The following is a 16,124-nucleotide window of genomic DNA, read 5'->3' as shown; positions in this document are numbered from 1 at the left end:
ATTATTGATTTATCACACGAATTGTTCGTTGTTCAATGGATAATGACAGCTATTTCGTGTATGATAGAAAGTGGTGAAAAATAATGAATGAAACGATCCATTTTTTTAATACAAAAACAACAGAAGAGATCGCTCAGTTTTTATTGGGCATGTATTTAGAGCATAAAACAGAAGCAGGTACACTAGCCGGCTATATTGTGGATACAGAGGCTTATTTGGGGCCTGATGACGAAGCAGCCCACAGCTTTGGGCTACGAAAAACACCTAGATTAAGGGCGATGTATGAGAAACCAGGAACAATCTATTTATATACGATGCACACCCATTTGATCTTGAATATGGTCACAAAAGATAAAGGCATACCGCAAGGAGTCATGATCCGGGCGATCGAACCTGTCGAAGGGCTTGAACTAATGGAAGCGAATCGTAATGGTAGAAAAGGTGCAGAGCTATCAAATGGTCCAGGAAAATTAGTCAGTGCCTTAGGTATTACCAAAGATTCATATGGACAATCGATCTTTGACAGTACACTTCGGATCGTTCCTGAAAAAAGAAAACAGCCGAAAAAAATTATGGCCCTTCCTAGAATAGGCATTCCCAATAAAGGAATTTGGACAGAATTACCTTTGAGATATGTAGTTTCTGGAAATCCTTATATCTCTAAACAAAAAAGAAGTGATATCGATCAAAAAACGTTTGGCTGGAAGGAAGAAATAGAATGAAAAAACCAACAATATTGACTTATTTGGATCAACAATTAACAAAGAAAATCACAGAATATGATGTAGCTCTTGATTGGAATACTAAAAATCATTCAATCGAAGTCGTTTTTCGTTTATTTGCTGAAAATAGTGCACATGAACAAATCGATGATGCTTCAGGAACCTTGTCAGAAGAGGAGATCATTGAATTTGAAGATGGTATTTTATTATTTAATCCTGAAAAGAGCGTAGTGGATGAAGAAGATTATCTAGCTGTGATTCCATATGAAGGAAAAAAAGGAATCAAGCAATCTATTTTAGATGGTCTTGTTGATTACTTAAATGAAGTCTTAAACGAAGGTCAAAGTGACTTATTAGATTTTTTGACAGATGAAGAACAAGAGATTTTTGAATTGAAATGGTCTGAGACAGCATTTAATGAAGCAGTACAAAACTATCAAACAGCTGATGGCGATACATATATCGCTTATCCAAGCTATTAAAGAGGTGTGTTTATGAAATGGACGGAAGTAAAAGTAGAAACAGCTAGTGAAGCAGTAGAGGCAATCTCAAATATCATGATGGAAGCTGGTGCAAGCGGCGTAGCGATCGAAGATGCATTGGATGTTGAAAACTTTCAAAGCGATTTGTATGGTGAACTCTTAGATAAAGAACAGTTTACGCATATCAAAGAGGGTGCTTTAGTAATGGCTTACTTTCCTGAAACAACTTTTTTACCAGAAATTTTGCCCTTTATCAAAGAAAGTATCGCACGCTTACCAGAATTTGGCTTGAGTATCGGCAAGAATGAAATGCTGATCAGCGAGGTAGCAGAAAGCGACTGGGCTACAGCGTGGAAAAAATATTATCATCCTGTACGTGTGACTCGTTTTCTAACAATCGTCCCAAGTTGGGAAAAATACGAGACAACAGATACTGCAGAAAAGATCATCACGTTAGATCCTGGAATGGCTTTTGGAACAGGGACCCATCCAACCACTCGTTTGACTTTGCAAGCATTGGAAACAGTTTTGCGTGGTGGAGAGACAGTGCTTGATGTAGGGACAGGCTCTGGAGTATTAAGTATTGCTAGTAAGTATTTAGGCGCAAAAGAAGTCCATGCATTTGACTTAGATGATGTTGCAGTGACTGCAGCTAAAGAAAATATGGCGCTTAATCCAGTTGCTGATGATGTCTACGTCTCAGCGAATGATTTACTCAATAATGTAACGATCGAAGCAGACGTGATCGTTGCAAATATTTTAGCGGATATTATTGTTTTAATGGTGGAAGATGCTTTTCGTTTATTGAAAAATGACGGAACATTGATTGTTTCAGGAATCATTCAAGATAAAAAAGCGATGGTGATCGAACGAATGACAGCTGTCGGTTTTCTAGTGGATCAGATATTCCAACAAGGTGACTGGTATGCGATTATTTTAAAGAAAACAGAGGAAGAATAAGATGCAGCGTTATTTCATGACAGAGCCTTATGAAGTAAGAGAACACTATGAAATCACTGGGGAAAATTATCATCATATGATCCGAGTGATGCGTATGGAGCCGACACAGCAAGTTTATCTTGTATTCAGTGATCGAATTGCACTTATTGCAGAAATTACAGAGGTGACGGAAGAGGCTGTTCGTTTAAAAGAAATCAGTAAAGAGCAAGGTGAAAAAGAATTACCTGTCAATGTGACGATTGCTTGTGGTTTTCCTAAAGGAGATAAATTAGATCTGGTTATCCAAAAGACGACAGAATTGGGTGTTCATAAATTCGTAGCGTTTCCCGCAAAAAACTCTGTTGTCAAATGGGATCATAAAAAATTAGTCAAAAAAGCTGAACGATTTAAAAAGATCGCAACAGAAGCTGCCGAGCAATCTCATCGCCAGTTTGCGCCGGATATTGTATTATTAGAAAATAAGCTAGAATTGATCGACTCTTTTTCTGCCTATGATAAGATTTTGATCGCCTATGAAGAATCCGCAAAGACAGGGGAAAAAAGTCGTTTCGCTCAAGCATTGGCTGAAACGAAAATCGGGGATTCGATTTTGCTTGTTTTCGGGCCGGAAGGCGGTTTTGCTCCGGAAGAAATCGAAGCGTTTGAAAAAAATGGCGGAATCTTATGCGGATTGGGTCCGCGGATTTTACGTGCAGAAACAGCACCTTTATATGCTTTGAGTGTAATCAGTTATCAATTTGAATTAGTGTAAGGTCTGAGGGGGTATTTATGGAGTTAGAACTGGAAAAACTATCAATCATGTTGCTTGACCCTGCACTTACGGATCAGCAACTAACAGATGAACTTCTTTTTCTAAAAGATTTTTCGATTCATTCGATATTTGTCTTACCATGCAATGTTGCTCGCGCAAAGCAGTTATTGACAGGAACAAGGATTCGGATCGGAAGTTTTACTGATTTTCCTTTAGGCGGAGGAACATTAGCTAAAAAGGCATTTGAAACTGGAAAGCTTTATCGAGAAGGTGCTTCCGAAGTTTTTGTGGCGATGACACCTGATCAACTGACTTTTGGCGGACATCAAAGCTACCAAACATTGGCTCCTTTAGCATTTGGACATGATGGTTTAGGCTTTTTTATCGATAGCAGTCAGTTGAATGAGTACCAGAAACAACAATTGACGATAGATCTTGCTAAAATGGAGGATGTAAAATTTATGTCTATTGGGCTGGATTTATCTATGAAAGAGGCTTTATACGATATGAGTATTTTCAGATCAGGAGTCAAAAGTCAAAGAGTATTTCAAGTTAATGTAAAGGCACCAACATTGCTGGAAATGGAGTTATTGTTCCAAGCAGGAGCTTCTCGAATAGGTCTTAGTAATGGTCGAGAGATTTTACCGCTGATCTCTAAGTGGGATTAGAATATGAGGAATTGAAAATTTAGAGAATTTTAGTATAATAATAAGTGTTGGAAGTGCTACTGTTTCAAGTGGTACTTTTCTTTTTTTAATCGCTAGTCATTTACATAAATAAAGTACTGGAATAGACGGCTGTAAGAGCCCAAGGAGTGAGAATCATGCCAAAAGAAGAAATTATGACAGGACCAGGAGTCATCAAACTTGTATCAAAATATATGGCGCCAAAGCATGTCGCGTTTGTGCAAAAAGCACATGACTATGCAGAAAAAGCGCACGAAGGTCAAGTAAGGCAATCTGGTGAACCTTACTTTATCCATCCAATTCAGGTTGCAGGTATTTTAGCTGAACTTAGAATGGACCCACATACAGTTGCTACTGGTTTTTTACATGATGTTGTGGAAGATACAGACGTAACACTAGAAGATTTACAAGATGAATTCGGTGCAGATGTAGCGATGTTAGTCGACGGCGTGACGAAACTTGGGAAAATAAAATACAAATCTCACGAAGAACAATTAGCTGAAAACCATCGAAAGATGCTTTTGGCGATGGCTCAGGATCTACGCGTGATCATGGTGAAATTAGCTGACCGCTTGCATAACATGCGGACACTTAAACATTTAAGAGAAGATAAGCAGCGTCGGATCGCTCAGGAAACGATTGAAATCTATGCACCACTTGCTCACCGCTTAGGGATCAGCAGGATCAAATGGGAATTAGAAGATACTGCGTTACGTTATATCAATCCAAATCAATATTATCGAATCGTCAACTTGATGCAAAGCAAGCGTGAAGAACGGGAAGCTTATGTTGAAGAGGCAGTTGAAGATATTCGTCTTGCTACTGAGGATCTAGATATTTACGCAGAAATTTATGGACGTCCAAAGCACATTTATTCGATCTATCGCAAAATGAAAGATCAAAAGAAACAATTTAATGAGATTTATGATCTATTGGCGATTCGTGTGATCGTGGATTCAATCAAGGATTGTTATGCTGTTTTAGGAGCGATCCATACCAAATGGACACCGATGCCGGGACGTTTTAAAGATTATATTGCTATGCCGAAAGCGAATATGTATCAATCGATCCATACAACAGTGATCGGACCTAAAGGTAATCCAGTCGAGGTGCAGATCAGAACACACGAAATGCATCAAATCGCTGAATTCGGGGTTGCTGCTCACTGGGCTTATAAAGAAGGAAAAACTGAAAAAGTTGATGAAGATTCTGATTCAAAACAATTGAGCTGGTTCCGTGAAATATTGGAACTTCAAGATGAAAGCTATGATGCATCTGAGTTTATGGAAAGTGTCAAAGGAGATATTTTCAGTGACAAGGTCTATGTATTTACACCGACCGGAGAAGTGACAGAGCTGCCAAAAGGCTCAGGACCGCTTGATTTTGCGTACAGCGTACATACCGAAATCGGAAATAAAACGACAGGTGCTAAGGTCAATGGCAAAATGGTTCAGCTGGACTATACCTTGAAAAACGGTGACATCATTGAAGTTTTGACCTCGCCAAATTCATTTGGACCAAGCCGTGACTGGCTCAAAATGGTAGCGACAAGTAAGGCGCGAAATAAAATCAAACGATTTTTCAAGGTCCAAGACAGAGAAGTCAATATCATCAAAGGACATGATGCGATTAGTAAATATTTGACAGAGCATGGCTTTGCTCCAAAAGAATTTTTGAGTAAGACGAAGCTGGCTGAAGCCTTGGAGCGTTTTAACTTTCAAACAGAAGATGATTTATATGCTGCTGTCGGCTATGGAGAAATCAGTGCTCAAGTCGTTTTCAACCGACTAACAGAAAAAGAACGTAAAGAGCAGGAAATGGAGCGCCAAAAGCAAGAAGCAGAAGAATTGATGACCCAGCCTGTCAAAAAAGAATCAGATAAAATGAAAGTCCGTCATGAAGGCGGCATCGTGATCCAAGGGGTAGAAAATCTGTTGATTAGGATCAGCCGCTGTTGTAATCCCGTTCCAGGAGATGAGATCGTTGGCTATATTACCAAAGGTCGTGGGGTTTCTATCCATCGTGCAGACTGTCCAAACGTACAGCATCAAGAAGAATTGGCACAACGTTTGATTGAAGTAGAATGGGAAGATACTGAAAATCTAAATAAAGAATATGATGCCGATTTAGAAATATACGGGTACAACCGCAGCGGGTTACTGAATGATGTGTTACAGGTAATCAGTTCGATGACTAAAAATCTTGTTAGCGTTGAGGCAAAACCAACCAAAAATAAAATGGCGATGATTCATGTGACAGTTAAAATCCAAAACTTGTCTCATTTAAAAACGATCGTTGATAAAATCAAAAATATACCGGATGTGTACAACGTCCGTCGAACCAATGGCTAGGAGGCGAGCAGATGAAAGCAGTCATTCAGCGAGTAACAGAGGCGCAGGTGCAAATAGAAGGCAAGGTTGTTGGTAAAATCGATCAAGGGTTTATGATTTTACTAGGGATTCATGCAAAGGATACGAAAGAAGATGTAGACTATCTTGTTCGGAAAATCAGCAAATTACGTGTATTTGAAGACGATCAAGGTAAGATGAATCTTAGTTTGCAGGAGATTGGTGGCAGTATTTTAAGTATTTCACAATTTACATTGTATGCAGATACAAAAAAAGGCAACCGTCCAAGTTTCATCGAAGCGGCTCGACCTGAAACAGCGATTTCTTTATATGAGATGTTCAATAAACAGCTGAAAGAAATCGGCATTCCGACTGAAACAGGAGAGTTTGGTGCAGATATGAAAGTAACACTGACCAATGACGGACCTGTGACTATTATTATTGATACAAACGACAAATAGACTTTGTGAAATGAGCGGGCTATTTTTTACTGAATCCCCTTGACTTTAGTAGAGAATTTTAGTAGTTTATATGTAATATCAAAATTCGATGAAAGAACGAGTAAATTTCATTCTGACTGTATAAGAGAAAGTTGCCTAGGCTGAAAGCAGCTTCATCAGCGAAATTGAAAGACATTCTAGAGAAGAACGGAAGAAAAGCCGTTCCGTCGCGAGCGTTAATCGTTAGAGGAAAGAGCAATCTTTCGAACTTAGGTGGTACCGCGTGTGTCTATTCACTCGCCCTTGTATATATACAAGGGCGAGTTTTTGTTGTTCATCACTACGATTGGCTCCGCCAGAGTAGATGATGAACAATACTTGGCGAACAAAGTGAGCGAAGTGTCCATACTAGGAATCACACTTAAGCATACTAGCTTTGATCAAGCACAAAGGACTAAAGTACTAAGAATTGAAGGCCCACAATCGTCTCCGCCAGAGTAGATGATGAACAATACTTGGCGAACAAAGTGAGCGAAGTGTCCATACTAGGAATCACGCTTAAGCATACTAGCTTTGATAAAGTACAAAGGACTAAAGTACTAAGAATTGAAGGTTTACGATTGGCTCTGCCAGAGCAGTTGATAAACAATAAATAGTTAAAGCGTTAAGAATTGAAAGTGTGCAACTGGTTCCAATCAAATAGACGACGAATAACGATAAGACAAGCATGTTAAGCTCACTGAGTAATACCTAAATAGAACGATCAAGATTTTCTAAAATGTAAAAACAATAAAGTATCACTGGGTATTCTAGTAAAGATTCAAAAGAGATCGTTAGCGTAAACTTTTTTACAGCAGCACACATTTACCATTAGAGGTAAAAGATGAATAATAAATTGGAGATGAAAGAATGAGTTATCAAAAACCAAAAGGAACGAATGATCTATTACCAGGAACTTCCGAGAAGTGGCAGTTCGTTGAAGAAACAGCACGCTTGATTTTTCGTGATTATCAATATGAAGAAATCCGCACGCCGATCTTTGAACATTATGAAGTGATTTCTCGTAGTGTGGGAGATACGACAGATATCGTTTCCAAGGAAATGTATGATTTTTACGATAAAGGGGAACGTCACATTACATTGCGTCCAGAAGGAACTGCACCGATCGTTCGGTCGTTCGTGGAAAATAAACTATTTGGTCCTGAGTTTTCTAAGCCTTATAAGACCTATTATATGGGACCGATGTTTCGCTATGAGCGTCCGCAGGCAGGTCGCTTAAGACAATTTCACCAAATCGGGGCTGAAGCATTTGGCAGTGAGAACCCAGCTGTAGATGTAGAAAGTATGGCGATGGCATTAGACTTTTTCAAGCAATTAGGGATTCAACAAATCAAATTAGTAATCAATTCATTAGGCGATAAGGAAACCAGAGCAGCGTACCGTCAGGCGTTGATCGATTATTTAGAACCTAAGTCTGCTGAACTAAGTGAAGATTCAAAACGCCGCCTACATGAAAATCCGCTGCGTGTCCTTGATAGTAAAGATAAGAAAGATAAAGTGATCGTTGCAGAGGCGCCGTCGATTTTAGATTATCTGAGTGAATCGTCTAAACAACATTTTGAAACAGTTAAAACGATGTTAACGGAATTGAATATTCCTTTTGAAGTTGATAGTAATATGGTTCGGGGACTTGATTATTACACCAACACGATTTTTGAAATCATGAGTGAAGCACCAGGAATGGGCGCCCAATCGACAATTTGTGCGGGTGGACGTTATGACGGATTAGTAGAGGATTTAGGCGGACCTGCAACACCAGGTTTTGGTTTTGCTTTAGGAATCGAACGTGTATTGATCACAATGGAAGCAGAGCAGGTAGTTGTTCCTGTGATCAATGAAATCGATGCTTATGTTGTCGGCATCGGAGAACAAACGAATGTCGAAACACTAAAATTAGTTCAAGCGATCCGCAATTTTGGTTTTTCAGCAGATCGTGATTTTATGGATCGTAAAGCAAAAGCACAATTTAAAACAGCAGCTAAGCTAAATGCCAAATTAGCATTGACATTGGGTGAAACAGAATTAGCCGAAGGTGTTGTCAATGTTAAATCAATGGAAAGCCGGAAAGAAAAAGCATTTCCTTTATCAGATATTTATGAAAAATTTGATGAAGTCTATGATGAAATGATGACAAAAATGTTTGATGAATAACGTGTAAAAAATGAAGAGGAGCAAAAACGAATGACAAAAAGAACAGTATATTGCGGAGAAGTTTCCGCAGATTTAGTAGGACAGATCATCACATTAAAAGGCTGGGTGCAAAAACGCCGCGATTTAGGTGGAGTTATCTTTATCGACCTACGTGACCGCGAAGGCATTGCACAAGTTGTTTTCAATCCAGCACATTCAAAAGAAGCGTGGGAAAAGGCTGACAAATGCCGTAGCGAATATGTGATTGAAATTACTGGAGAATTAACTTATCGAGATAAAGAAGCGATCAACCCAAAAATGAAAACAGGCGAATTTGAAATCATGGCAACAGATATCACGATTTTAAATACAGCTAAAACACCACCATTTTTGATCGAAGATGAAAATAACGTTGGGGATGAATTACGCTTGAAATACCGTTATTTAGACTTGCGCCGTCCACAAATGACAGCAAACCTAAAATTACGTCATCAAGTGACTAAAACGATTCGCCATTATTTAGATGATACTGATTTTATGGATATCGAAACACCTTACTTAGGGAAATCTACACCAGAAGGCGCTCGTGATTACTTAGTTCCTTCACGTGTTCACGCTGGACATTTTTACGCTTTACCACAATCACCGCAAATTTTTAAACAATTATTGATGAATGCTGGTTTTGACCGCTATTATCAAATCGTTCGTTGCTTCCGTGACGAAGATTTACGTGGTGATCGTCAGCCTGAATTTACACAAGTGGATATTGAAACGACGTTCTTGACTCCAGAAGAGATCCAGACGATGACGGAAGAAATGCTGGCAAAAGTAATGCGTGAAACAAAAGGAATCGAAGTTACTTTACCATTCCCACGTATCAGCTATGATGAAGCAATGGCACGTTACGGCAGCGATAAACCAGATACCCGTTTTGACATGGAGTTGATCGACATTGCAGATGTTGTGAAAGATGTTGATTTTAAAGTGTTCCAAATGGCTTTAGAAAACGGCGGACAAGTCAAAGCGCTAAATGCCAAAGGTGCCGCAGATAAATACTCAAGAAAAGATATGGATAACTTAGGTACGTATGTGAGTCAATTTGGAGCAAAAGGCTTGGCTTGGCTAAAAGTAGAAGAAGATGGACTTAAAGGACCGATTGCTAAATTCTTGACAGACGTTTCTGATGACTTGATCAAAGCGACAAATGCTGAGGTTGGCGACATATTAATGTTTGGTGCAGATAAGCCAGAAGTTGTCGCTGCTGCTCTTGGAGCTATTCGTTCTCGTTTAGGCAAAGAGTTGGGCTTGATCGACGAGTCTAAATTCAACTTTTTGTGGGTCGTTGACTGGCCATTATTTGAATATGATGAAGAAGCTGGTCGCTATGTATCTGCTCATCATCCGTTTACCCAGCCAAAAGAATCTGATGTAGAGCTGCTTGCAACAGATCCTGCAAAAGTCTATGCAGAAGCTTACGATATCGTGTTGAATGGCTATGAACTAGGTGGCGGTTCTCTACGTATCCATAAACGTGAATTACAAGAAAAAATGTTCGAAACGCTTGGTTTCACGAAAGAATCAGCACAAGAACAATTTGGTTTCTTGCTGGATGCACTAGACTATGGTTTCCCTCCACACGGCGGGATCGCTTTAGGGTTAGATCGTTTAGTCATGCTTTTAGCTGGTGAAAACAATATTCGTGAAGTGATCGCTTTCCCTAAAAACGGAAAAGCTGCTGATCCAATGACAAGTGCGCCAAGTGTTGTATCACCTTTACAACTATTTGAATTGAATATTGATGTAACTGCAATCGACGAATAAAAAATAAATGGGTTGAACATGGTTCAGGCGAAAACTAGCCGAGATCGTGTTCAGCTCTTTTTCTTTTTAAACTAGATCGACTCCGTTTATAATTTGTTTATATTTATCCTTTATACTGAATTTACAATGATTTGGCAGGAGGAAAAAATCATGGAAAGAACAAGAGTAGCTTTATTGATATCAACCAGTTTAGGACTGCTTATTTTTTCTGGTTGCCAGCAAAAAGTAAGTACTCAACAAAAAATAGAAGAGGAGTCGACGATCATGTCAAAAAAAGAAATAACAGAACCTTCAAGTAATGAAGCTGCTGAATCAAGTAAACAAACATTTCCACAAGGAACATTGCTTCAAGCAGTGAGCGATAATGATATGAAAACAGTTCAAGAGGTCCTTGCAACGGATTATAAGATCAACGAAGTAAATGAAAAAGGAGAAAGTCCGCTTTTAATTGCGACACATCAAAATTTTATTGAGATCGCCAAACAACTGATCGATGCCGGTGCTGATATCAATCAACAAGATCAAATTTCTGATAGTCCTTATCTCTATGCAGGCGCTCAGGGGAAAACTGAAATCTTGGCTTACATGCTGGAAAAAGCAACTCCTGATCAACAAAAGGTCAATCGTTTTGGTGGAAACGCGTTGATTCCAGCGGCAGAAAAAGGACATCTGGAAAATGTTAAGCTACTATTGAAAGATGGTCGTTCAAACATCGATCATCAAAATAATTATGGCTATACTGCTCTAATTGAAGCTGTTGCGTTAAGAGATGGTTCCGAAATTTATCAACAAATCGTTCAAGTTTTAGTGGAGGCAGGAGCAGATAAAACGTTGAGAGACAATACTGGGCGTACGGCAGAGGATTACGCGAAAAGCTTAGGCTACTCAGAAATGTTGTCTATCTTAAATGCAAATTAAAATGGAAACAGAAATTTCTTTTCTTTCATTTGAATAATTATGCTTTTTTTCTGATTGCAAAGCACGTATAATGAGAGCTAACAATCAGAAAAAGAGAGGCCCTTTTCATGAAAAAATTCTTTGACAGCTTGCCGGTCCATGATTATACAACAAAACTGTCCGTATCGATCGTTTATGCGATTTTAGCATCTGTGGCGATGAACTTCTTTTATCAGCCGGGCAATATTTATTCTAGTGGGATCACCGGTTTAGCTCAAATTTTGACTACACTATCGACGCGTGTCATAGGATTTAATGTTCCTGTTTCAATCACGCTGTATGCATTGAATATCCCATTATTTTTTGTAGCATGGCTCAAAATAGGAAAGAAATTTACGATTTTTACAGTATTGACGGTTACTTTGACCTCCATATTTATGCAAATCGTCCCGCAGACGATCCTTTCTAATGATCCGATCATCTGTGCGATCTTTGGTGGAGCTGTGATGGGTTCAGGTATTGGTTTTGCACTAAAAAATGGCTTGTCTTCCGGTGGATTAGATATCTTTAGTATTACGATCCGCAAAAAAACTGGACGTTCAGTTGGCTCGATTTCTATGTATTTCAATGGATTGATCATTTTTGTCGCTGGCTATTTGTTTGGCTGGCAGTATATGTTTTACAGTGCCTTATCGATTTTTGTCAGTGGTAAAGTGACGGATGCTGTCTATACGAAGCAAAAGAAAATGCAAGTCATGATCATCACTAAAAATCCTGATGCAGTGATCGAAGGGATCCAGCAAAAAATGAGAAGAGGTATCACGATCATCCATGAAGCAGAAGGGGCGTATCGTCATGATAAACAAACCTTGCTGTTAACAGTTGTGACACGATTTGAATTGCCGGCGCTGGAAGCGGCAATGAAAGACTCGGATCCCTCTGCTTTTGTAAGTATTTCAGATAATGTCAAAATCCTTGGACGATTTTATGAAGAGGACTTATAGAAAACGAAACGAAGAACCTAAATCTCTTTTTAAAAGAAAGTGGGTTCTTTTTTTTGTTCATTCTTTTTCGTAGCAATTACTTTCTATAGAAAAACAAGTTTGTGAACATTTCAAAAAAATAATCGCTTTTTCTTGAAAAGCCAAATGAAAACTGTTAAACTATATATGTAAGATTGAGGGACGCTTTTAAGACTGTTAGATAGAATTTAACAATGAGAAAGAAGAACATCAATCCTATTTTTTTAAAGTTCATAGGTCGTTTTAAGTCTTACTTGGACGTTTTAAGACCAACGAAGGAGCGCATCATGCTGGATGAATTGAAAATGATTGAAGCTGTTGCTCCAGATTTGCTCGATGTAATGCAGGAAAGGTTTCATATTCTTCGTAATATATACTGGATGCAGCCTATTGGACGTCGAAGTCTATCGGATAGTATGGGGATCACAGAACGAGTCTTGAGAACTGAGACAGATTTTTTAAAGAACCTGCAGCTGATCGAGACTTCAAAAAGTGGAATGACATTGACTGAAAAAGGATTAGATGTTTATCAAGGGTTAGAGACAGTGATGAATCAGCTTCTTGGCATGCATCAAATCGAAAAAGAGATCAGTCAGTATTTTGGCATCAAGCGCTGTATAGTCGTTGCTGGCAATAGTGACAATCAAGAAAAAGTCTTGTATGAATTCGGTGATATTTTAACTGACGCACTTGATTTACTTTTACCTGACGGCAATAACACGATTGCAGTGATGGGCGGAACAACGATGGCTCTAACGGCTGAACATATGGGCTCTTTGGAAACAGAGAAACGTCACAATTTGTTTGTTCCAGCTAGAGGCGGAATTGGTGAAGCAATGAGTGTTCAAGCGAATTCGGTCAGTGCAGTTATGGCTAACAAAACTGGTGGTCATCATCGGGCATTATATGTCCCAGAACAATTAAGTCCTGAAACATACAAATCTTTATTACAAGAACCATCGATCCAAGAAGTATTGACATTGATCGAACAGAGCAACTGTGTCGTGCATAGTATTGGTCGTGCACTGCATATGGCGGCCAGACGTAAAATGTCAGATGATGAAATGGTCATGTTAAAGCAAAATAATGCAGTAGCAGAATCATTTGGTTACTTCTTCGATGAAGAAGGGGAAGTCGTTTATAAAATTCCTCGTATCGGACTTCAATTGAAAGATCTTCAAAGAATTCAACATGTCGTGGCGATCGCAGGCGGAAAGACAAAAGCCAAAGCAATCCGCGCTTATATGAAAAATGCACCAAAACAAACGTGGCTCATCACAGATGAAGCTGCTGCAAATGAGATTTTAAAAGGGGCAACCCTTTAAAATAAAAAAATTTTTGATTTTCATAAGGAGGAAATCTTTAATGACAGTTAAAGTAGGTATTAATGGATTTGGACGTATCGGACGCTTAGCATTCCGTCGTATCCAAGATGTAGCAGGAATCGAAGTAGTAGCAATCAACGACTTAACAGATGCTAAAATGTTGGCTCACTTGTTAAAATATGACACAACTCAAGGACGTTTCAACGGAACTGTTGAAGTTCACGAAGGTTCTTTCAACGTAAACGGTAAAGAAGTTAAAGTTCTTGCTAACCGTAACCCAGAAGAATTACCATGGGGCGAATTAGGCGTAGATATCGTTCTTGAATGTACAGGATTCTTCACTTCAAAAGAAAAAGCTGAATTACACTTAAAAGCTGGTGCTAAACGTGTTGTTATCTCTGCTCCTGGTGGAAATGACGTACCAACAATCGTCTATAACACTAACCACGATATCTTAACAGGTAAAGAAACAGTTATCTCAGGTGCTTCATGTACAACTAACTGTTTAGCTCCTATGGCGAAAGCTTTACAAGACAACTTTGGTGTTGTTGAAGGTCTTATGACTACAATCCACGCTTACACAGGTGACCAAATGACTCTTGATGGACCTCACCCAGGTGGAGACTTCCGTCGTGCACGTGCTGCAGCAGAAAACATCGTTCCTAACACAACTGGTGCTGCTAAAGCAATCGGTCTAGTTATCCCTGAATTAAACGGTAAATTAGACGGAGCTGCTCAACGTGTTCCTGTAGCTACTGGTTCATTAACTGAATTAGTAACAGTTCTTGACAAAAACGTAACTGTTGAAGAAGTAAACGAAGTAATGGCTAAAGCAGCTAACGAATCTTACGGATACAACGAAGATCAAATCGTATCTTCTGATATCGTAGGTATGACTTTCGGTTCATTATTCGATGCTACACAAACTAAAGTAATGACAGTTGGCGACAAACAATTAGTGAAAACTGTTGCTTGGTATGACAACGAAATGTCTTATACTGCACAATTAGTTCGTACTTTAGAGTACTTCGCTAACTTATAAGATCTATACTTATTATTAGTGAAATTTAAAGAACTGTGAAATAATAAGCGGGGAAGCAACGCGCTTCTCCGCTTATATTGTTTCGTTTAAAAATTTTATAGACAGGAGTACTCCATAATGGCTAAAAAAACAATCAAAGATGTTGATTTAAAAGACAAAAAAGTCCTTGTTCGTGTTGACTTCAATGTACCATTGAAAGATGGCGTGATCACTAACGACAACCGTATAGTTGCAGCTTTGCCAACAATTCAATATGTTATCGACAATGGCGGAAAAGCGATTCTTTTCTCTCACTTAGGTCGTGTAAAAACAGAAGAAGATAAAGCAGGTAAATCTTTGAAACCAGTTGCAGAACGTTTAGGTGAGCTATTAGGCAAACCAGTAACATTCGTTCCTGAAACACGCGGGACTGAATTAGAAACGGCTGTCAACAATATGAAAGATGGCGACGTTTTAGTCTTTGAAAACACTCGTTTTGAAGACATCGACGGTAAAAAAGAAAGCGGCAATGATGCTGAATTAGGCAAATATTGGGCTTCTTTAGGCGATGTATTTGTAAATGATGCATTTGGTACGGCTCACCGTGCGCACGCTTCTAACGTTGGTATTGCATCAACTGGTATTCCAACAGTTGCCGGCTTCTTAATGGAAAAAGAAATCAAATTCGTTGGTGAAGCTGTTACTGCACCAAAACGTCCATTTGTTGCGATTTTAGGCGGAGCAAAAGTTTCTGACAAGATCGGTGTTATCGAAAACTTGATCGAAAAAGCAGATAAGATCCTGATCGGCGGCGGAATGACTTATACATTCTACAAAGCTAAAGGGATGAATATCGGTAAATCTTTAGTAGAAGAAGATAAAGTAGCTTTAGCGAAAGAATTAATCGAAAAAGCAGGTGATAAATTGATCTTGCCAATCGATTCGATCACAGCAGCTGAATTCTCAAATGATGTACCAACAGAAGAGCATACTGGTGATGTTCCTGAAGGTCAAATGGGTCTTGACATTGGTCCTGAAACAATTGCTTTATTCGCGCAAGCTTTAGATGGTGCGAAAACAGTTGTTTGGAACGGTCCTATGGGCGTATTCGAAATGAGCAACTTTGCTAAAGGAACGATCGGTGTTTGTGAAGCAATCGCTAATTTAGCTGATGCAACAACGATCATTGGTGGAGGAGACTCTGCTGCTGCAGCAATTCAATTAGGCTTTGCTGATAAATTCACGCACATCTCAACAGGTGGCGGCGCAAGCTTAGAATTATTAGAAGGTAAAGAATTACCTGGATTAGCAGCGATCAACGATAAATAAAGAGGTTATTAAAAGGCATTTAAGCTTGAGTATTTTGACTGAACCTGCTGAACTTCAAGTATTGGGGTTTAGTAGGTGAGGGAAATTACTGAACGTTTGCCTTTTGAACACCGTTTAAACAATCTACACC

Annotated in this window: 13 protein-coding genes, 1 pseudogene and 1 other annotated feature; all 14 genes and pseudogenes read left to right on the top strand. The window is 39.0% G+C overall.

Features of this window, described 5'->3' with window-relative positions; translation table 11 throughout:
* Positions 1–83: 83 nt before the first annotated feature.
* The 14 genes and pseudogenes from A5889_RS04755 to A5889_RS04690 all read left to right on the top strand — a co-directional run bounded on the left by A5889_RS04755 (position 84) and on the right by A5889_RS04690 (position 15,994).
* Positions 84–783: pseudogene (locus A5889_RS04755) on the top strand (DNA-3-methyladenine glycosylase).
* Positions 719–1,204, top strand: a complete 486-nt coding sequence (locus A5889_RS04750; protein ID WP_087641216.1) for a DUF3013 family protein — start codon at positions 719–721, stop codon at positions 1,202–1,204. Before A5889_RS04755 ends, A5889_RS04750 begins: the two are co-directional and overlap by 65 nt.
* Before the next feature lie 12 nt (positions 1,205–1,216).
* On the top strand, positions 1,217–2,164 hold the full coding sequence (prmA, locus tag A5889_RS04745; RefSeq protein WP_087641217.1) for a 50S ribosomal protein L11 methyltransferase: 948 nt from the start codon (positions 1,217–1,219) through the stop codon (positions 2,162–2,164).
* Between the two features lies 1 nt (position 2,165).
* Positions 2,166–2,915: a 16S rRNA (uracil(1498)-N(3))-methyltransferase gene (locus tag A5889_RS04740; protein WP_087641218.1), complete on the top strand. Its 750-nt coding sequence runs from the start codon at positions 2,166–2,168 to the stop codon at positions 2,913–2,915.
* Positions 2,916–2,932: 17 nt separating this feature from the next.
* Positions 2,933–3,583 (top strand): deoxyribose-phosphate aldolase, encoded by a 651-nt coding sequence (locus tag A5889_RS04735; RefSeq protein ID WP_087641219.1) that lies wholly within the window; start codon positions 2,933–2,935, stop codon positions 3,581–3,583.
* A gap of 155 nt (positions 3,584–3,738) precedes the next feature.
* A complete protein-coding gene (locus A5889_RS04730) occupies positions 3,739–5,952 on the top strand; it encodes a RelA/SpoT family protein (protein WP_087641220.1) in 2,214 nt (737 codons plus the stop codon).
* A gap of 11 nt (positions 5,953–5,963) precedes the next feature.
* Positions 5,964–6,410, top strand: a complete 447-nt coding sequence (gene dtd, locus A5889_RS04725) for a D-aminoacyl-tRNA deacylase (RefSeq protein WP_087641221.1) — start codon at positions 5,964–5,966, stop codon at positions 6,408–6,410.
* A 79-nt stretch (positions 6,411–6,489) separates the two neighbouring features.
* Positions 6,490–6,697: a binding site (T-box leader), on the top strand.
* A gap of 601 nt (positions 6,698–7,298) precedes the next feature.
* Positions 7,299–8,600, top strand: a complete 1,302-nt coding sequence (gene hisS / locus A5889_RS04720) for a histidine--tRNA ligase (RefSeq protein ID WP_087641223.1) — start codon at positions 7,299–7,301, stop codon at positions 8,598–8,600.
* A gap of 30 nt (positions 8,601–8,630) precedes the next feature.
* Positions 8,631–10,400, top strand: coding sequence for an aspartate--tRNA ligase (gene aspS, locus A5889_RS04715; protein WP_087641224.1), 1,770 nt, complete (start codon positions 8,631–8,633; stop codon positions 10,398–10,400).
* A gap of 150 nt (positions 10,401–10,550) precedes the next feature.
* A complete protein-coding gene (locus A5889_RS04710) occupies positions 10,551–11,318 on the top strand; it encodes an ankyrin repeat domain-containing protein (protein ID WP_087641225.1) in 768 nt (255 codons plus the stop codon).
* 107 nt (positions 11,319–11,425) lie between these two features.
* Positions 11,426–12,301 (top strand): YitT family protein, encoded by an 876-nt coding sequence (locus A5889_RS04705; protein WP_087641226.1) that lies wholly within the window; start codon positions 11,426–11,428, stop codon positions 12,299–12,301.
* A 305-nt stretch (positions 12,302–12,606) separates the two neighbouring features.
* On the top strand, positions 12,607–13,644 hold the full coding sequence (locus A5889_RS04700) for a sugar-binding transcriptional regulator (RefSeq protein ID WP_087641227.1): 1,038 nt from the start codon (positions 12,607–12,609) through the stop codon (positions 13,642–13,644).
* A gap of 40 nt (positions 13,645–13,684) precedes the next feature.
* Positions 13,685–14,686, top strand: coding sequence for a type I glyceraldehyde-3-phosphate dehydrogenase (gap, locus tag A5889_RS04695; protein WP_086329496.1), 1,002 nt, complete (start codon positions 13,685–13,687; stop codon positions 14,684–14,686).
* 117 nt (positions 14,687–14,803) lie between these two features.
* A complete protein-coding gene (locus tag A5889_RS04690; RefSeq protein ID WP_087641228.1) occupies positions 14,804–15,994 on the top strand; it encodes a phosphoglycerate kinase in 1,191 nt (396 codons plus the stop codon).
* The last annotated feature ends 130 nt before the right edge of the window (positions 15,995–16,124 follow it).

It is taken from the genome of Enterococcus sp. 9D6_DIV0238, from assembly GCF_002174455.2.
In the GTDB taxonomy this organism is placed as follows: Bacteria; Bacillota; Bacilli; order Lactobacillales; family Enterococcaceae; genus Enterococcus_L; species Enterococcus_L dunnyi.
Note: the sequence above shows the minus strand (reverse complement) of the source record. Positions and strands in the feature narration are given on the sequence as shown.